Source organism: Streptomyces scabiei 87.22 (assembly GCF_000091305.1).
Taxonomy (GTDB): domain Bacteria; phylum Actinomycetota; class Actinomycetes; order Streptomycetales; family Streptomycetaceae; genus Streptomyces; species Streptomyces scabiei.
Window position 1 is genome coordinate 7102086 of the sequence record NC_013929.1, and the last position, 17396, is coordinate 7119481.

Sequence of the window (17396 nt, forward strand, 5' to 3'; positions counted from 1 at the left end):
CGCTAAAGATAACGGCAGAATAACGAAACCTACCACTCTACAGGTAATCGATGCACGATGAGGGGACGATCGGACTCGACGAGGAGGCACCGCGATGGCGGCAACCCCGGGCACCCGCACCACCCCGGCCGACGAGGCGCGCGAAGCGGCCGTGGAGAAGGCCCTGGCCGCACTGGACCTGGACGCCAAGGCGAGGCTGCTGTCCGGTCAGGACATGTGGACCCTGCCCGCACTCCCCGAGATCGGCCTGGCCTCCCTCGTCATGTCCGACGGGCCGATCGGGGTGCGAGGGGTGCGCTGGACCGCCGACGACCCGTCCGTCGCCCTGCCCTCCCCGACCGCCCTCGCCGCCACCTGGGACCCCGGACTCGCCCGTCGCGCCGGGGTGCTGCTCGCCCAGGAGGCCCGCCGCAAGGGGGTCCACGTCCTCCTCGCCCCCACGGTCAACCTGCACCGCTCCCCCCTGGGCGGCCGCCACTTCGAGGCGTACAGCGAGGACCCGTACCTCACCGGCGAGATCGGCTCGGGCTATGTGACCGGCGTCCAGGCCGGCGGCGTCGGCACCACCGTCAAGCACTTCGTCGCCAACGACGCCGAGACCGACCGCTTCACGGTGAACAACCTCGTCTCGGCACGCGCCCTGCGCGAGCTGTATCTGGCTCCCTTCGAGGCGATCGTGGCGAACGCCCACCCCTGGGGCATCATGACCGCCTACAACCAGGTCAACGGCTCCACGATGACCGAGCACCGCTATCTCGTGAACGAGGTCCTGCGCGGCGAGTGGGGCTTCGACGGCTTCAACGTCTCCGACTGGCTGGCCGCCCGCTCCACGACCGGCGCCCTCACCGGCGGACTCGACGTCGCCATGCCCGGCCCGGCGACCGTCTACGGCGAGCCCCTGGCGGCCGCCGTCCGCGCCGGCGAGGTCACGGAGTCCCTCCTCGACGAGGCGGTCCGCCGGGTCCTGCGCCTCGCCGCCCGCGTCGGCATCCTGGAGGGTGCCGCCCCGGCCGTCACCGAACTCCCCGCCCCCGTCGACGGCGAGGCCCTGGCCCGCGAGATCGCCCGCCGCTCCTTCGTCCTGGTCCGCAACGAGGTACGGGACGGCCGGGCGGCCCTGCCCCTGGAGCAGGGGGCGACGGTGGCCCTCATCGGCGCGGCGGCCCGTGACGCCCGCGTCCTCGGCGGCGGCTCCGCCACGGTCTTCCCCGCCCGCGTCGTCTCCCCCCTCGACGGCCTGACCGCCGCCCTCCCCGAGGGCGCGCCGACCTACGCCCTGGGTGCGGACCCCAACGAGGAACTGGCCGTCGCCGACACGGGGTTCACGCTCCGGGCCGTCTGCCGGGACGCCTCCGGCACCGTCATCGGGACACGCTCCGCCCCCAACGGCCACATCCAGTGGATGGGTTCGGACCTGCCCGACGGCGTCACCCACGCCACCCTGCACTCCGTCGAGCTGACCGGCACGTTCACCCCGCGCGAGACCGGCACGCACACCTTCGGCGTCAAGGGCCTGGGCGCCTACACCCTCACCGTCGACGGCACGACCCACTTCGACGGGGTCCGGACCACCGACACGGACGATCCCTTCGTGTCGTTCTTCGGCGCCCCCGTCCCGCTGGCCGAGGTCGAACTGACCGAGGGCACACCGCTGGAGGTCTCCCTCACCCATGTCGTGGAGCTCGCCGCGGACGCCCCGATCACGATGCTCGCCTTCTCGCTCTGCCACCAGGAACCGCAGCGCGACCCCGACGAGCTGATCGCCGAGGCCGTCGAGGCCGCCCGCGCCGCCGACACGGCCGTCGTCGTGGTCGCCACCACCGAACGGGTCGAGTCCGAGGGCTTCGACCGCAAGGACCTCCGCCTGCCCGGCCGCCAGGACGACCTGGTCCGCGCGGTGGCCGCCGCGAACCCCGCCACGGTCGTGGTCGTCAACGCGGGTTCCCCGGTGGAGCTCCCGTGGCGCGAGGACGTCGCCGCCGTCCTGCTCACCTGGTTCCCCGGCCAGGAGGGCGGCGCCGCCCTCGCCGAGGTCCTCACCGGCGCCCACGAGCCCGGCGGCCGCCTCCCCACCACCTGGGGCTCCCTGACCGGGGCCCCGGTCACCCAGGTCACCCCCACCGCCGGTGAACTCGTATACGACGAGGGCGTGTTCATCGGCTACCGGGCCTGGGACAAGGAGGACAGGACCCCCACGTACCCCTTCGGCCACGGCCTCGGCTACACCGACTGGACGTACGAGTCCCTCGACGTCACCGGCACCACGGCGACCGTCCGCGTCCGCAACACGGGCACCCGCGAGGGCCGGGAGACCGTCCAGCTCTACCTGGCCCCCACGACCGCGGACGAGAACCGGCCGACCCGCTGGCTGGCGGGCTTCGCGACGGTGGAGGCGGCCCCGGGCGAGACGGCGGAAGCCGTCGTCCGACTCCCGCGCCGGGCCTTCGAGATCTGGGACGAGACCACCGGCGCGTGGGTGTACGTGACGGGTTCGTACGAGGTGGCGGCCGGCCGCTCGATCGCGGACCGCCGCACGCGGGTGACGATCGAGGCACCGTGACACGGCCCCCGCTCACCCGGTGAACGCCGCCCGGCCGCGGTCGCGTATGCGCGAACCGCGGCCGGTCCGGCCGAGTTCACTTGTGAGCGCCACCCGGGGGCACGGCAGAACCCCGGGTCACGAACCCTTCCCGCTGATGATCCGGTACGCGATCTCGGCCAGCCGCGCCTGCCCGTCCACGCTCGGGTGGAACCAGTCCCACTGGCTGAGCTGGGCCTGCCCGAACCGGTAGTCGAAGACGGCGCCCCCGTCGTAACGGCAGTGGCGGTCCTTCCCGCACACCTCGCGCAGCACGTCGTTGTACGCCTCCACCCGGCCCTGGACGGCGTCGCGCCGCTCGCCCGCCGCCGTGGTGAGCAGGTCGGGGTCGGCCAGCATGGACGGGCAGATGCCCAGCTTCCAGACCTGCTTGCCGACCGGGTTCGCACGACCCTCGGACCACAGCCGCTTCAGGTCCGGCACACTCGCCACGAACACCTGCGCCTTGGGCAGGCTCTTGCGCAGGGTGGCCATCGCGTCCTCGAAGTCGGCGCGGAAGTCGGCGACCGGCGTCATGGCGGCGGCCGTCGCCCGGCACGCGTCGTTCGCGCCGATCATCACCGTGACCAGCTCCGGCTCACGGGCGACCGCCCGGGCCATCTGGCTCGGCAGATCGGCCATCCGGGCCCCGGTCACCGCGTAGTTCCAGCTCCGCCGCGTCGCCCCCGACTCGCCCAGCAGCCGTACGGCGAGACTGTCGACGGACGCCTTCGTCCCGGTCGCCCAGGACACCTCGGGGCAGTCGGAGAGCACCTGGCACGCGTCGAAGCCCCGGGTGATGGAGTCCCCGACGGCGGCCAGCGATCCGGGGGTGCTGTCCCAGGCGGGGGTGGGCGAGGCGGAGGGCTTCGCCCTCGGTCCCGTCCCCTCGGGGCCGGGGGAGTCGCCGCCGGTGGCGTCACACCCCGACACGCCGAGCAATACCGCCGCCAAGGCCGCGCCGAACACCGCCCTCGAACGGTGACGTCGCTTCCGCATCCCCTGGTCCCCTCGGTCGGTCCCGCACGTACAAGCTCCCACCCATGACAACGCGCGGGAGTTCCCGGGAACGGAAGGCCGTGGGCCGGATGCGACAGAAGGCGGAACCGTTCCATCCGCACAGGCGTCCCCCCGGGTGAAACAGCACGGCATCCTGGCCCTTGCTCCGACGGTACGTCACACTCCTTGCCCCGCCGCACGGTAGCCTCGCCCCGTGGCCGCCCGGCCACCGCCGATCCGTCGAATCGCAAACCGTCCTGCTCTGTGGAGGCCCCGGTGACCACACGTGGAGTCCTGTACGTGCACTCCGCGCCACGTGCGCTGTGCCCGCACGTGGAGTGGGCCGTCGCGGGCGTTCTCGGGACCCGGGTGAACCTCGACTGGATCCGGCAGCCGGCCGCCCCGGGCACCTGGCGCTCCGAGTTCTCCTGGCAGGGCCGGGCCGGCACCGCCTCCACGCTCGCCTCCGCCCTGCGCGGCTGGCACCTGCTGCGCTTCGAGGTCACCGCCGAGCCCTGCGCCACCGCCGAGGGCGAGCGCTACAGCTGCACCCCCGACCTCGGCATCTTCCATGCCGTCACCGGCATCCACGGCGACATTCTCATCCCCGAGGACCGCCTCCGGGCCGCCCTGACCCGCTCCCAGCGCGGCGAGACCGACCTGGAGGCCGAGATCGCCAAGCTCCTCGGCAAGCCCTGGGACGACGAACTGGAGACCTTCCGGCACGCGGGCGAGGGCGCCCCGGTCCGCTGGCTCCACCAGGTGGTCTGACGCCCCGTCCGAGCGCGGGGTGACCTCGGTCGCGGCCGGGACGGACAGACGACTGTGGCCCGGATCCCTGAAAGGGACCCGGGCCACACGCGCGTCGGCGAACGGTCACACCGTCCGGAACGCCAGCACCACGTTGTGCCCACCGAACCCGAACGAGTCGTTGAGGGCGGCGATACGGCCCTCGACCGGCAGCTTCCGCGCCTCGCCGCGGACGATGTCCGCGTTTGCCTCGGCCTCGGGGTCGAGGTCGTTCACGTTGATCGTCGGCGGGGCCACCCGGTGGTACAGCGCGAGCACCGTCGCCACCGTCTCCACCCCGCCGGCACCGCCGAGCAGGTGGCCGGTCATGGACTTGGTCGCGGACACCGCGAAGTGGTCGGTGTCGTCACCGAACACCTTGCGCAGCGCCTTCAGTTCGGCGATGTCACCGGCCGGCGTCGACGTGCCGTGCGCGTTGACGTGCACGATCTCCGCCGGGTCCAGGTCGGTGCTCTCCAGCAGGTGCTGGAGGGCGGCGGCGATGCCCCGCCCCTCCGGCTCCGGCTGCACGATGTCGTGGCCGTCGGCGGAGATGCCCTGGCCCACGGCCTCGGCGTAGACCCGGGCACCCCGCGCCGCCGCGTGCTCGGCCGACTCCAGGACGACGACACCGGCACCCTCGCCGAGGACGAAGCCGTCACGGCCGGTGTCGTACGGACGGGAGGCGCCCTGCGGGTCCTCGTTGTTCTTGGACATCGCCATCATGTTGCCGAACGCGGCGATCGGCAGCGGGTGGATGGCGGCCTCGGTGCCACCGGCGACCACGACGTCGGCGCGGCCGGTGCGGATCATCTCGATGGCGTAGCCGATGGCCTCGGCGCCCGACGCGCAGGCGGAGACCGGGGTGTGCACACCGGCGCGCGCGCCGACGTACAGACCGACGTTGGCGGACGGGCCGTTGGGCATCAGCATGGGCACGGTGTGCGGGGAGACGCGGCGTACGCCCTTCTCCTTCAGCACGTCGTACTGGTCGAGCAGGGTCGTCACACCGCCGATGCCGGAGGCGATGACCGCGCCGACACGGTCCGCGTCGACGGTGCCGTCGTCGGCGGAGGTCTCCGTGTAACCGGCGTCGGCCCACGCCTCCTTGGCCGCGATCAGCGCGAACTGCGCCGAGCGGTCCAGACGGCGGGCCTGCGGCCGGGGGATGACCTCGGTCGGCTCCACGGCGATCTGCGCGGCGATGCGGACCGCCTGGTCGGCGGCCCACTCCTGCTCCAGGGGACCGACACCGGACTTGCCGGCGATCAGACCCTCCCAGGTGGAAGTCGCGTCGCCACCCAGCGGTGTGGTTGCGCCGATACCGGTGACGACCACGGTGCGATTGGTCGAGTTCACGGGATTTTTCTCCAACGGTTACGAGGATTCAGCGGCGCCACCGCCGGGTGGCGGGGCAAACGGACTGCTCCGCGAGGGACCGGGCCGGGCCCGATCCCGCCGGATCAGGCCTGGTGCTTGAGGATGTAGTCGGTCGCGTCGCCGACCGTCTTGAGGTTCTTGACGTCGTCGTCCGGGATCTTGACGTCGAAGCGCTCTTCGGCGGCGACGACGACCTCGACCATGGACAGGGAGTCGACGTCCAGGTCGTCGGTGAAGGACTTGTCCAGCTGGACGTCCTCGACCGGGATGCCGGCGATCTCGTTCACGATGTCGGCGAGACCGGCGACGATCTCTTCCTGGGTGGCGGCCATGTCGGGCGCTCCTTCGTTGGTTTCCAGAGGGTGGGCGGCCCGCCGCGTCAGCGGCAGGTTGTGCGTGTTTCCCGCGCCGGAACCGAGGATCCGGCAGCGGTGCCTAGGGGAGGGTAACGACCGTCGCTGCGTACACGAGACCCGCCCCGAAGCCGATGACGAGCGCGGTGTCGCCGCTCTTCGCCTCACCGGTCGCCAGGAGCCGCTCCATCGCGAGCGGGATCGAGGCGGCCGAGGTGTTGCCGGTGGTGCGCACGTCACGCGCGACCGTGACGTGCTCCGGCAGCTTGAGTGTCTTCACCATCGAGTCGATGATCCGCTCGTTGGCCTGGTGGGGAATGAAGACGTCCAGGTCGTCCGAGGTGATCCCGGCCGCGTCCAGCGCCTGCTGCGCGACCTTCGCCATCTCGAACACGGCCCAGCGGAAGACCGCCTGGCCCTCCTGCGTGATCGCGGGGAACTTGACGTTGCCCTCGCTGTCCAGCGGGAGCTTCTCCAGGTCGCCGATCCGGTACTCGTCCCACGGGACCGTCTGCTTGATGGTCTGGGACTTGTCGCCCTCGGAACCCCACACGGTCGGACCGATGTGCGGCTCCTGGGAGGGGCCGACGACGACCGCGCCGGCACCGTCACCGAAGAGGAAGGCCGTGGCCCGGTCCTCCAGGTCGGTGAGGTCGGACAGCCGCTCGACCCCGATGACGAGGACGTACTCCGCGGAGCCCTCGACGACCATGCCCTTGGCGAGGGTGAGGCCGTAGCCGAACCCCGCGCAGCCGGCAGAGATGTCGAAGGCGGCGGCCTTGGCCGTGCCGAGCTTGTCGGCGATCTCGGTGGCGACGGCCGGGGTCTGGCTGAAGTGGGACACGGTGGAGACGACGACCGCGCCGATCTGCTCGGCGGAGATGCCGGCGTCGGCGATGGCCTTGCCGGACGCCTCGACCGACATGGCGGCGACGGTCTCCTCGTCGTTCGCCCAGTGCCGGGTCTCGATGCCGGAGCGGGAGCGGATCCACTCGTCGGACGAGTCGATCTTCTCCAGGATCACGTCGTTGGGCACCACCCGGACCGGGCGGTAGCCGCCCACGCCGAGGATGCGTGCGTACGGGGCGCCCGTGCTCGGCCTGATCTTCGACATAGGTCCAGGGCTCCTAATTCTGGTGCTCGGCGATGAGCGCGCGAGCGGCGTCGAGGTCGTCGGGCGTCTTGAGCGCGACCGTCGGCACGCCCGGCAGGGCACGCTTGGCCAGACCGGTGAGTGTGCCGCCGGGGCACACCTCGATCAGCGCGGTCACGCCCAGCTCCTTGAAGGTCTCCATGCACAGGTCCCAGCGGACCGGGTTGGCGACCTGACCGACGAGACGGGAGAGCACCTCGGCGCCGGTGGCGACGGCCTGCCCGTCCTTGTTCGAGACATAGGTGACCGTGGGGTCCCCGGGCGACAGTTCCTCGGCGGCCTTGGCGAGGGTGTCCACGGCGGGGGCCATGTGGTGCGTGTGGAAGGCGCCGGCGACCTTGAGGGCGACCACGCGCCGTACGCCCTCGGGCTTGTCCGCCTCCAGGGCGGCCAGCTGCTCCAGGGTGCCGGCGGCGACGATCTGGCCCGCGCCGTTCACGTTGGCCGGGGTCAGCCCCAGCTTCTCCAGGTGCGGGATCGTCACCTCGGGGTCGCCGCCGAGCAGCGCGGACATACCGGTCTCGGTGATCGCGGCGGCCTCGGCCATGGCCAGGCCCCGCTTGCGGACGAGGGTCAGCGCGGCCGTGTCGTCGAGAACACCGGCGAACGCGGCGGCGGTGATCTCGCCGACGCTGTGGCCGGCGACCGCGCCGGGCGTCACGTCGCCCAGGGCGGCGGCGGACAGCAGTCCGGCCGCCACGAGCAGCGGCTGGGCCACGGCGGTGTCGCGGATCGCGTCGGCGTCGGCCTCGGTGCCGTAGCGGGCGAGGTCCAGCCCGATGGCGTCCGACCACGCGCCGAGGCGGTCGGCGGCGCCGGGGAGGTCGAGCCAGGGAGTCAGGAAGCCGGGCGTCTGAGCGCCCTGGCCGGGAGCGACGAGTACGAGCACTCTCACACTCTCTCTTGAGGACGGCTCGGGCCGCCCGTGGGGACAGGGACGAAGAACACGTAGGGGTTTTGTAGCACCCCGACAAAACCCTAGAGCTGGGGATCCCCGTCGACCAGACGCCCGAGGATCAGCGCGATCCGCAGGGTGAAGGCCGAGCGTACATCTGAGGGCGACCAGCCGGTGACGTCAGTCACACGTCGGAGCCGGTAGCGCACGGTGTTGGGATGGACGAACAGCATGCGGGCCGCGCCCTCAAGACTTGAGGCTTGTTCGAGATAGACACTGAGCGTCTCCAGGAGAGCGGAGCCTGCCTCCTCCAGCGGTCTGTAGATCTCCTCCACCAGTTGCTCGCGCGCACTGGGGTCCCCCGCGATCGCGCGCTCCGGAAGCAGATCGTCCGCCAGAACGGGCCGGGGCGCGTCCTGCCACGCCGTACACGCCTTGAGTCCGGCGGCCGCCGCCTGCGCGGACCGGGTGGCGGCCAGCAGGTCGGGGACGATCGGCCCGGCCACCACCGGTCCGGCCGCGTACGGGCCGATCAGTGACTTCGCCACCTGCAGCGGGTTGTTGTCGCCGCCGGCGATCACCACCAGCCGGTCACCCAGCACACCGGTCAGGACCTGCAGCTTCGCGTGCCGGGCCGCGCGCCGGATGGCCTCCACGGTCAACTCGCTGTCGCCGTCCGGGGCGGTGCCGAGGACGACGCAGACATGGTCGGGGGAGTTCCAGCCGAGCGCGGCGGCCCGGCTCACCGCACCCTCGTCGGCCTCCCCGCTGAGCACCGCGTTCACGACCAGCGACTCCAGCCGGGCGTCCCAGGCGCCGCGGGCCTCGGCGGCCTGCGCGTACACCTGCGCCGTCGCGAACGCGATCTCCCGCGCGTAGACGAGCAGCGCCTCGCGGAGCACGCCCTCGTCGCCGGGCGCGGCCACCTCGTCGATGGCGGACTCCATGACCTCGATGGTCGTGCGCACCATCTCCACGGTCTGCCGCAGCGTGATCGCCCGGGTCAGCTCGCGCGGCGCGGTCCCGAACACGTCCGTCGAGATGGCCTGCGGGGCGTCGGGATGCCGGAACCACTCCGTGAACGCGGCGATACCTGCCTGGGCGACCAGCCCGATCCACGACCGGTTCTCGGGCGGCATCGCCCGGTACCAGGGCAGCGATTCGTCCATCCTCGCGATGGCCTGCGCGGCGAGGCTGCCGGACGACTTCTCCAGCCGCCTCAGGGTCGCGACGTGCGCGTGGACGGGCGGTACGGATGCGGGCCTGCTGGTTTCGGGTTCGGGCACGGAACAAGACTGCCTTATCGCTGCGCTCGCTCGTGCCGGAGGGTGTGGGCCGGGGGCGCGAGTCTGCCCCCGGGGTGCGTGTACCGAGGGCTGCCGCCCCTCGCCCCCCCGCCGTTCGGCCTGCGGCCTCGTCCTCAAACGCCGGACGGGCTGGGGGGGGGCAAGCGCCGGGCGGGCGGGACCCTCGAAGCGAGCCGGAGGGATACCGTGGGCGGGTGATGGAGTTGCGGCGCGCCGGTGCGCGCTACCCCGGGGGAGATCCGGAGGCCGGGATCGCCTCGTTGCACGCCTTCTCCTTCGGTGCGCACTACGACCCCGACAACCTCCGCTTCGGCGCGGTGATCGCCTGCAACGAGGAGCGGCTCGAACCCGGCGCCGGGTTCGACGAGCATCCGCACAGCCACACCGAGATCGTCACCTGGGTCGTCGAGGGCGAGCTGACCCACCGCGACACCGCCGGCCACGAGACGCTCGTCCGCCCCGGGGACGTCCAGCGGCTCAGCTCGGCCGGCGGGGTACGGCACGTCGAACGCAACGACGGCTCCGCGCCCCTCACCTTCGTGCAGATGTGGCTCGCCCCTCTGGACCCCGGCGGCGACCCCGCGTACGAGATCGTCCGCGGCATCGCCGACTCCACCCCGTACGCCGTCCCCGAGGCGGGCGCGATGCTGCACGTCCGACGGCTCGGGGCGGCGGGGGAGCGGGCCGAGGTGCCGGACGCGGCACGGGCGTACGTGCACGTCGTCCGCGGCACCGTACGGCTCGGGCCGTACGAGCTGGGGCCCGGGGACTCCGTGCGGGCGGCGGGGGAGAAGGAACTGGAGCTGGTCGCCGTCTCCGTCCCGGCCGAGGTGCTGGTGTGGGAGCTGGGGGAGTGACGTCCCGTCAGTTCTCGGTGGTGGGTTCCTCCGCGTTGCGCCACACCGTGATGTCCACGGAGACGTAGTCGCTGGGGTCGCCGCTCGCCGGCGCGCCCTGGAAGGTGACCAGCCCCATGTGCCCGGAGTTGGTGCGCACGCACATCTGCGAGCCCTTGGCGACCTGGCCGAGCTTGACGGAGGCCGTGTACCGGGTCTCGTTCCGGCAGGTTTCGAGGGAGCCCTTCTGGGAGTTGTTCAGCAGGACGAGCTTCTCGCTGCTGCTGCCCAGCTTCTTCTCCCCGAACAGGCTGTCCGAGTAGTAGTAGAAGTCCCCGTCGTCCTCGTACGACACCCCCATCTCGCTGTCCAGCGGCTTGGGCGGGGAGTCCGCGAAGCGCACGTAGTAGTTGCCGGGGATGTTGACGCCCTTGTACGTGACCGGCTTCGGGTCGGACTTCGGCTTCGACTCGGAGGAGCCGGAGGAACCGGAGGAACCGCCGCCCGTACCGGCCGACGTACCACCGGAGGAGCCGCTCGACGAATCCGTCAGGCCCTTCACGAGCGTGGCGCAGCTCCCGAGCAGTCCCAGGCCGAACACCGCCGCCACCCCGATGCCGATCCACTTGCCGGCCTTGCTGCGCGGCGGAGGCAGCGGCAGCGGACGGGGAGGCCCCTGCGGATGCCCCTGGGGATACGGCTGCTGCCAGCCCCCCGGCTGCGGGTACGGGGCCTGGTGCCCGGTCGGCACGGTGTGCGGACCCGGCTGCGGGTGGTACGGCGCCGAGGGCGGGCCCGGCGGGGGCGGGGTCGCCGGCCCGGAGTGCATGGTCGGAGCCGCGTGCATGGTCTGCGCGCCGTGGTCCACTGACGGAGAACTCAGCTGCGTCACCGGCGCGGTGGCCGGCGGGGCCTGGGTCGCCGAGGTGACGGCTTCCCCGCCCTGGTCGCGCGCGGCCAGCAGCTCCGCCGATGCCGAGACCCGCCGGGTGATGTCGGCGCCGATCGCCTCCGGCAGCCAGGAGCCCGACTGGACCAGCGGCGTGGGAGACGCCTCCTGGCAGAGGGCGACGACCTCGGCGGGGGAGGGGCGGTCCGCCGGGTCCTTGGCCAGACACCGCTCGATGAACCGGAGTTCGTCCGCGAGACCGCTCAGGTCGGGCTCCTCGTGGACGATCCGGTACAGCACGGCGTGCGAGGGGCCGTCGCCGTAGGCTCCGGACCCGCGTGCCGCGAACGCGGCGACCTGACCGAGCGCGAAGATGTCCGACGCGGGCGTGACCGGCTTCCCGGCCGCCTGCTCCGGCGACATGAACGCCGGGGTCCCGACGGAGACGCCGGTGCCGGTCAGGGCGGTGGCGTCGGCGGCGCGCGCGATGCCGAAGTCGATGACCCGGGGTCCGTCGGCGGCGAGCAGCACGTTGGAGGGCTTCAGGTCGCGGTGCACGATGCCCGCGCCGTGGATGACCGACAGCGCCTCCGCGACCCCGGCGAGCAGCAGCAGGACCGAGTTCAGCGGCAGCGCGCCGTGCTCGGCGACCGCCGCGTGCAGCGACGGGCCGGGGACGTAGGCGGTGGCCAGCCAGGGCTGCGCGCCCCCGGTGTCGTGGTCGAGGACGGGAGCGGTGTAGAGACCCTGCACCCGCTGGGCGGCCCGCACCTCCTGCTCGAACCGGCGCCGGAACTCGGGGTCCTCGCTCAGCTCGGGCCGGATCGTCTTCAGCGCGATCGGGTGTCCGCCCGGTGTGTACGACAGGTACACCGTGCCCATGCCGCCCGATCCGAGCCGCGCCGCGAGCCGGTAACTCGCCACGGTCGTCGGGTCACCGGCCTCCAACGGCCGGAACTGCCCGCCCGCGCGAACCTCGCCCATCGTTCTCCCCCGAAAGCTGTGCGGCTGATGTGCACGGGGGAGGCTAGCCGACGGAACGCCACCCGGGGCCGGTCGAGCGGGACACCCGGGCCTTCCGTCGAAGAGTTGTCACTTCCTTCACGAATCAGACACTCTTCCCGACCTCGGCGAGCACAGCGTCCGTGAACGGCGTCCACGCCTCCACCGCCCAGGGCCCGAACGCCCGGTCCGTCAGCGCCACGCACGCCAGGCCCGCCACGGGGTCGATCCACAGGAACGTCCCCGACTGCCCGAAGTGCCCGAACGTCCCCGGCGACGACGAGGTCCCCGTCCAGTGCGGCGACTTGGAGTCCCGGATCTCGAAGCCGAGGCCCCAGTCGTTGGGGTTCTGGTGCCCGTAGCCCGGCAGGACGCCTTTCGTGCCCGGGTACTGCACGGTCATCGCCGCCGCGACCGTACGCGGGTCCAGCAGCCGGGGCGCCTGCACCTCGGCGGCGAACCGCACCAGGTCGTCGACGGTAGAGACGCCGTCCTTCGCCGGGGAGCCGTCGAGCGAGGTGGACGTCATCCCCAGCGGTTCCAGGACCGCCTGCCGCGCGTACTCCGCGAACGGCATGTCCGCCGCCTTCGCCACATGGTCGCCGAGCACCTCGAACCCGGCGTTGGAGTACAGCCGCCGCTCCCCGGGTGCCGCCGTCGCCCGGTGCTCGTCGAAGGCCAGTCCCGAGGTGTGTGCCAGCAGATGCCGCACGGTCGACCCCGCCGGGCCCGCCGCCTCGTCCAGCTCGATGGCCCCCTCCTCGTACGCGACCAGCACGGCGTACGCGGCGAGCGGCTTGGTGACCGAGGCCAGCGGGAAGCGGTGGCCGAGGGGACCATGGGTCCCGAGGACGGTGCCGTCCGCCCGTACGACGGCCGCGGCGGCGGTGGGGACGGGCCAGTTCTCGATCAGCGCGAGGCTCTGCAAGGACATGCCCACGAGCCTAAGCCGCTCACAGATCCAGCTGCATCAAGGGGTCGGACCTGCGCCGGAAGCCCATCGACTCGTACAGCGGCTCGGCCTCGGGGGAGGCGGTCAGGTGGACGTGGCCGGCGCCCCGCTCCCGGAACCAGTCGAGGAGGGCGTCCACGCAGGCACGGGCGTACCCCCGGCGGCGGGCGTCCGGGTCGGTGGCGACGCTGAAGACGTGGCCGACCACGCCGTGCGGGTTCCCGGCCCGCCCGATCCGGTAGTCGACCGTCCCGGCCGCCAGCGCGGCGAGGGCGCCCGGCCGCTCCGGACGGTCGGCCACGAAGGCCGCGAAGTCCCCGTCCGGGTCGGTGAGCCGGCGGCGTACGGTGGGCAGGGACTCGGCGTGCCAGTCGGTGGAGCGGTCCGCTCCCGGCATGGAGTCGATCATCACCTGCCGCAGGCGGAGCAGTTCGCGGGCGTCCTCGGCCGTGGCACGTCGTACGAGACTCATGTCCGCACGCTAGCCAGTGGGTTCACGTCACGTCCTCGTGTTTTCTCACCGTATTCGCTTGCTTGGAGCACACTCGAAGGTTTTAGCGTGGGGGCCATGACGGTGATGGAGACCACGAGTACGACGAGCGCGACGAGTGTCGCGAGTACCGCCGGTGCCGACAGCTGCGCCGGTCCGCCGCCGAAGCCGCGGCGGCCGGACGGGCGGGACAGGTACACGATCAGCGAGGTCGTCGACCTCACCGGTCTGACGGCACACACGCTGCGCTGGTACGAGCGGATCGGGCTCATGCCGCACATCGACCGTTCCCACACCGGCCAGCGCCGCTACCGCAACCGCGACCTCGACTGGCTCGACCTCGTCGGCAAGCTCCGGCTGACCGGCATGCCGGTCGCCGACATGGTCCGCTACGCGGAGCTGGTGCGCGCGGGCGACCACACCTACACCGAGCGCTTCGACCTGCTCAAGTCGACCCGGGACGACGTCCTGTCCCGGATCGCCGAACTGCAGGACACCCTGAGCGTGCTCGACCGAAAGATCAACTTCTACGCTGACGCCGGGCCCGCCCTGGCGTCGGAGAGGGCGTCATGACGGACGGCAGGATCGCGACGGCACGGCTCGGCACCGACGGGCCCGAGGTCGGCGTACAGGGCCTCGGCTGCATGGGCATGAGCTTCGCGTACGGCCCCTCGGACGCGGCGGAGTCCCGGGCCACCCTGGAGCGCGCGCTGGAACTGGGCGTCACGCTCTACGACACGGCCCACGCGTACGGCGCCGGGGAGAACGAGCGCTTCCTCTCCCCCTTCTTCAAGGCGCACCGCGACGAGGTCGTCGTCGCCACCAAGTTCGGTCTGGCCATCGACCCCGACGACCCGACCGGCCGGATCATCCGCAACGACACGGCCCACATACGCGAGTCCGTCGAGGGCAGCCTGCGCCGTCTCGACGTCGACGTGATCGACCTCTACTACATGCACCGCCGTGACGTGCGCGTCCCGATCGAGGAGAGCGTCGGGGTCATGGCGGAGCTGGTCCGCGAGGGCAAGGTCCGGCAGCTGGGCCTCAGCGAGGTCACGGCCGCCGAACTCCGCGCGGCCCACGCGGTGCACCCCATCGCCGCCCTGCAGTCCGAGTGGTCCCTGTTCAGCCGCGACATCGAGGCGACCGTCGTCCCCGCCGCCCGCGAGCTCGGTGTCACCCTCGTCGCCTACTCGCCGCTGGGCCGGGGCTTCCTCACCGGATCCTTCGCCAGGGCCGAGGACCTCACCGCGGACGACTTCCGCCGCCACCAGCCCCGCTTCACCGGCGACAACGCCGCCGCCAACGCGGCCCTGCTGGAGCCCGTCCGCAAGGTCGCCGAGGCGCACGGCGCCACCCTCGGCCAGACAGCACTTGCCTGGGTCCACCGGCAGTCGGTGACCCACGGCCTCCCGGTCGTCCCGATCCCGGGCACCCGCAGGCCGGGCCGGGTGGAGGAGAACGCGGCGGCCACGCGGATCGTCCTCGGCGAGGAGGACATGGCCCTGCTGGAGCCGATCGCGGCCGAGGTCGCGGGAGACCGCTACGCGGACATGCGCTTCACGTCGGCGGGCAGGGAGTAGGGCTCGCACCGCGCGCTCCGCGCACGGCGACCGGCTACAACTCGGCCAGCAACTCCGCCTTCTTCACGCTGAACTCCTCGTCGGTGACCAGCCCCGCCTCGTGCAGTTCCCCCAGGTGCCGGATCCGGTCGGCGATGTCCGCCGGATCCCGCCGGGGCGCCGCGGCCGTCGCCGGCTCCACCGGCCCGGCGGAGCCGGTCCGCGCCGCCGCCAGTACCGCCGCGGCGAACGGCAGCGACTCGTGCACCGGCCCGTACCCCAGCCCGAACACGACAGCGGCCGGATCATGATCCGGCTGGGCCGGCTGCTCGCCGTTGGCATCGCGCCGCAGCAGGCGCAGATACCCCTCGAACAGCTCCGGCGACCGCCACTCCACCCCGCTGAGCGCGCTCACCGGGAAACTCTGGTCGCCGGCCTTCCACTTCGCGGAGGACGCGCCCGTCCAGAACCACCGGAACGACACCGACCGCCCGTCGAACGACGCCTTGCCGTCGTACGCCTTGAACTGCAGGGGCACTTCGGGCGCCGCCACCAGGAACCGGTCGGCCGGTCCCGACCCGGTCAGCCGGGCCCGCAGCTCGTCGGCGTAGTACTCCGCGAGCGTCTCCCGCTCGGCCGGCAGCACCAGCCGGTACGGGTCGGAGCCCTCCTTGAGCTGGCCCGCCGCCGCCTCCATCAGCGGATCGGCACCCGGTCGCGGCACGGCGTGCAGCACGACGGTGCCCCGTTTCCCGGGCGTCAGCGTCACCTCCGCGATCGCCTCCAGGGGGATGCGCCGCTCACCGAGCGCCTGGAAGAGCTTCGGCGTACGGATCCCCCGTTCGAAGCGGATGAGCACGGAGTCGGACTCGAACTCCCAGACGGCATGCAATCCGGCCAGTACGTCACCCATGCGGCTCATCGTATGCGGGCGACGCGGGGAAGTCCCGACCGTGGCGAACCGCACTTCTGCCCCCTTTCTACGCGCGTCAGGCCGCAGCGCTGTCGGACAGACCCGCCAGACACGAGTCGTCCTCCCGCGCGCAGCGCACCGACGCGTAGGCGCCGATGCCGATTTCGGCGAAGTTGTGCAAACTCTCCGTGCCCGGCTCGAAGTAGCCGCTGTGACCCCGGGCGTCGGCGGCCGACATGACGCGTGCCCCGAACTCCGAGGAGACCGGGTCGGCGCCGTGGCCCAGCCCGCCGACCTCCAGATAGGGCACGTCCTGGATCCAGTCGTCGGCGTCCCGCATGGCCCACACCCGGGCCCCCGTCCGCAGTTGGCGCACCGAGTCGGCGCGCATGCCCGGGCTGCCGGCGACCGCGATGTCGGTGACCCGGGACGGCAGCGACGGAGCGGCGACCCCGCAGACCACCGAGCCGTAGCTGTGGCACACCAGCGCCACGGTAGAGCCCACGGGCAGACTGCGCACCAGCGCGTTCAGCCGGACCGAGCCCTGCTCGGCGCGCAGCGCGGTGGCCGAGTCGAGGCCGAGGCCGGTGGGCGCGGTGTAGTCGGCCCAGGCGATCACGGCCGTGGGCGTCGCGGGGTCGGCCGAGCGCTCGGCGTCGTAGAGCGATTCGGCCATGCCGACGGGTGCGGAGAACCGGCGGTTGGTGCGCTGGAAGTTGATGATGCTGGTGTCGACACCCGGGACGACGACCGAGACCCGCTCCGCCGTGTCGAGACTGCCGAAGACCTCGGCGACCCGGCCGTTGCCCTCGGGGTCGAAGGCCAGGATGTCGCGCTTCTTCGCGGCGAGCATGGCGAAGCGGTGCATCCGGCGGCCGGCCTCGTGCCGGCCGGTCTCGGAGAGCCGCTGGTCGTGCATGCGCGTGCGCTCGCGCTCGCTCTGCCGGTGCAGCGCGAGACGGTTGGCCCGGTAGCGCAGCTCGACGGGAGCGCCGGCCATGTTGCCGACGGCGAGCGGGTACCGGTGGGCGAGCCGGTCGCGCTGGTGCGCGGTGAGCGAGGCGAAGAAGGCGGCCAGGCGGTGCGGGGAGGCGTCGGCGTCCGGCAGTTCGCGGCCGTCGAGATGCCCGCGCTGCCACGCGGAGAGCGACGCCTGCAGCGGCGACTCCTCACGGTGGCTGCGGATCGCGGTCCAGCCGGTGGTCGCCAGCATCACGAAAACCACGGCCAGCGCCAGCAGTGCGCGCCAGACGTTCAGTTGCGGGGTGGAGTCGAAGGAAGTCACTGAAAGGACACAC

General features: G+C 72.4%; 16 protein-coding genes. 5 read left to right on the top strand and 11 right to left on the bottom strand.

Going from position 1 to position 17396, the window contains the following annotated elements:
• The first annotated feature begins 94 nt into the window (after positions 1-94).
• A complete protein-coding gene (locus tag SCAB_RS30590; RefSeq protein WP_013003976.1) occupies positions 95-2560 on the top strand; it encodes a glycoside hydrolase family 3 protein in 2466 nt (821 codons plus the stop codon).
• A gap of 117 nt (positions 2561-2677) precedes the next feature.
• Here the strand turns inward: SCAB_RS30590 and SCAB_RS30595 are convergent, their stop codons facing one another.
• Positions 2678-3577, bottom strand: coding sequence for an SGNH/GDSL hydrolase family protein (locus SCAB_RS30595; protein ID WP_013003977.1), 900 nt, complete (start codon positions 3575-3577; stop codon positions 2678-2680).
• A 276-nt stretch (positions 3578-3853) separates the two neighbouring features.
• Here SCAB_RS30595 and SCAB_RS30600 point away from each other — a divergent pair, with 276 nt between their 5' ends.
• Complete coding sequence (locus tag SCAB_RS30600) at positions 3854-4348, top strand: DUF3145 domain-containing protein (protein WP_037725175.1); 495 nt, start codon at positions 3854-3856, stop codon at positions 4346-4348.
• A 105-nt stretch (positions 4349-4453) separates the two neighbouring features.
• Here the strand turns inward: SCAB_RS30600 and SCAB_RS30605 are convergent, their stop codons facing one another.
• The 5 genes from SCAB_RS30605 to fasR form a co-directional block, all read right to left on the bottom strand.
• Positions 4454-5725 carry a beta-ketoacyl-[acyl-carrier-protein] synthase family protein gene (locus SCAB_RS30605; RefSeq protein ID WP_013003979.1) on the bottom strand — a complete coding sequence of 424 codons (1272 nt, stop codon included), beginning with the start codon at positions 5723-5725 and terminating at the stop codon, positions 4454-4456.
• Between the two features lie 104 nt (positions 5726-5829).
• Entirely contained in the window at positions 5830-6078 is a 249-nt protein-coding gene (locus SCAB_RS30610; protein ID WP_007381745.1) for an acyl carrier protein, read from the bottom strand.
• 103 nt (positions 6079-6181) lie between these two features.
• Positions 6182-7213 carry a ketoacyl-ACP synthase III gene (locus tag SCAB_RS30615; protein ID WP_013003980.1) on the bottom strand — a complete coding sequence of 344 codons (1032 nt, stop codon included), beginning with the start codon at positions 7211-7213 and terminating at the stop codon, positions 6182-6184.
• A gap of 13 nt (positions 7214-7226) precedes the next feature.
• Entirely contained in the window at positions 7227-8141 is a 915-nt protein-coding gene (locus tag SCAB_RS30620) for an ACP S-malonyltransferase (RefSeq protein WP_013003981.1), read from the bottom strand.
• Positions 8142-8230: 89 nt separating this feature from the next.
• A complete protein-coding gene (fasR, locus tag SCAB_RS30625; RefSeq protein ID WP_013003982.1) occupies positions 8231-9433 on the bottom strand; it encodes a fatty acid biosynthesis transcriptional regulator FasR in 1203 nt (400 codons plus the stop codon).
• A gap of 218 nt (positions 9434-9651) precedes the next feature.
• Here fasR and SCAB_RS30630 point away from each other — a divergent pair, with 218 nt between their 5' ends.
• Positions 9652-10311, top strand: a complete 660-nt coding sequence (locus SCAB_RS30630) for a pirin family protein (protein ID WP_086022896.1) — start codon at positions 9652-9654, stop codon at positions 10309-10311.
• A 7-nt stretch (positions 10312-10318) separates the two neighbouring features.
• On the opposite strand, the gene SCAB_RS30635 is transcribed toward SCAB_RS30630, so the two are convergent.
• The 3 genes from SCAB_RS30635 to SCAB_RS30645 form a co-directional block, all read right to left on the bottom strand.
• A complete protein-coding gene (locus SCAB_RS30635; RefSeq protein WP_013003984.1) occupies positions 10319-12163 on the bottom strand; it encodes a serine/threonine-protein kinase in 1845 nt (614 codons plus the stop codon).
• Positions 12164-12287: 124 nt separating this feature from the next.
• Positions 12288-13115, bottom strand: a complete 828-nt coding sequence (locus SCAB_RS30640; RefSeq protein WP_041669846.1) for a serine hydrolase domain-containing protein — start codon at positions 13113-13115, stop codon at positions 12288-12290.
• A gap of 19 nt (positions 13116-13134) precedes the next feature.
• Positions 13135-13605: a GNAT family N-acetyltransferase gene (locus SCAB_RS30645; RefSeq protein ID WP_013003986.1), complete on the bottom strand. Its 471-nt coding sequence runs from the start codon at positions 13603-13605 to the stop codon at positions 13135-13137.
• A 96-nt stretch (positions 13606-13701) separates the two neighbouring features.
• Here SCAB_RS30645 and SCAB_RS30650 point away from each other — a divergent pair, with 96 nt between their 5' ends.
• Both SCAB_RS30650 and SCAB_RS30655 read left to right on the top strand, forming a co-directional pair.
• Complete coding sequence (locus SCAB_RS30650; protein WP_013003987.1) at positions 13702-14196, top strand: MerR family transcriptional regulator; 495 nt, start codon at positions 13702-13704, stop codon at positions 14194-14196.
• The gene (locus SCAB_RS30655) at positions 14193-15206 is read left to right on the top strand and encodes an aldo/keto reductase (RefSeq protein WP_013003988.1); all 1014 of its coding nucleotides are present in this window, start codon (positions 14193-14195) and stop codon (positions 15204-15206) included. The genes SCAB_RS30650 and SCAB_RS30655 overlap by 4 nt, the downstream gene beginning before the upstream one ends.
• Before the next feature lie 34 nt (positions 15207-15240).
• On the opposite strand, the gene SCAB_RS30660 is transcribed toward SCAB_RS30655, so the two are convergent.
• Positions 15241-16098 carry a DUF4429 domain-containing protein gene (locus SCAB_RS30660; protein WP_013003989.1) on the bottom strand — a complete coding sequence of 286 codons (858 nt, stop codon included), beginning with the start codon at positions 16096-16098 and terminating at the stop codon, positions 15241-15243.
• Positions 16099-16174: 76 nt separating this feature from the next.
• The gene (locus SCAB_RS30665) at positions 16175-17383 is read right to left on the bottom strand and encodes an alpha/beta hydrolase (protein WP_013003990.1); all 1209 of its coding nucleotides are present in this window, start codon (positions 17381-17383) and stop codon (positions 16175-16177) included.
• Positions 17384-17396: the final 13 nt, after the last annotated feature.

Bases quoted from the DNA above. Each gene is read 5' to 3' on its own strand.
- SCAB_RS30590 (WP_013003976.1), top strand. From the start codon at position 95: ATGGCGGCAACCCCGGGCACCCGCACCACCCCGGCCGACGAGGCGCGC.
- SCAB_RS30595 (WP_013003977.1), bottom strand. From the start codon at position 3,577: ATGCGGAAGCGACGTCACCGTTCGAGGGCGGTGTTCGGCGCGGCCTTG.
- SCAB_RS30610 (WP_007381745.1), bottom strand. From the start codon at position 6,078: ATGGCCGCCACCCAGGAAGAGATCGTCGCCGGTCTCGCCGACATCGTG.
- SCAB_RS30615 (WP_013003980.1), bottom strand. From the start codon at position 7,213: ATGTCGAAGATCAGGCCGAGCACGGGCGCCCCGTACGCACGCATCCTC.
- SCAB_RS30630 (WP_086022896.1), top strand. From the start codon at position 9,652: ATGGAGTTGCGGCGCGCCGGTGCGCGCTACCCCGGGGGAGATCCGGAG.
- SCAB_RS30635 (WP_013003984.1), bottom strand. From the start codon at position 12,163: ATGGGCGAGGTTCGCGCGGGCGGGCAGTTCCGGCCGTTGGAGGCCGGT.
- SCAB_RS30640 (WP_041669846.1), bottom strand. From the start codon at position 13,115: ATGTCCTTGCAGAGCCTCGCGCTGATCGAGAACTGGCCCGTCCCCACC.
- SCAB_RS30645 (WP_013003986.1), bottom strand. From the start codon at position 13,605: ATGAGTCTCGTACGACGTGCCACGGCCGAGGACGCCCGCGAACTGCTC.
- SCAB_RS30650 (WP_013003987.1), top strand. From the start codon at position 13,702: ATGACGGTGATGGAGACCACGAGTACGACGAGCGCGACGAGTGTCGCG.
- SCAB_RS30655 (WP_013003988.1), top strand. From the start codon at position 14,193: ATGACGGACGGCAGGATCGCGACGGCACGGCTCGGCACCGACGGGCCC.
- SCAB_RS30660 (WP_013003989.1), bottom strand. From the start codon at position 16,098: ATGGGTGACGTACTGGCCGGATTGCATGCCGTCTGGGAGTTCGAGTCC.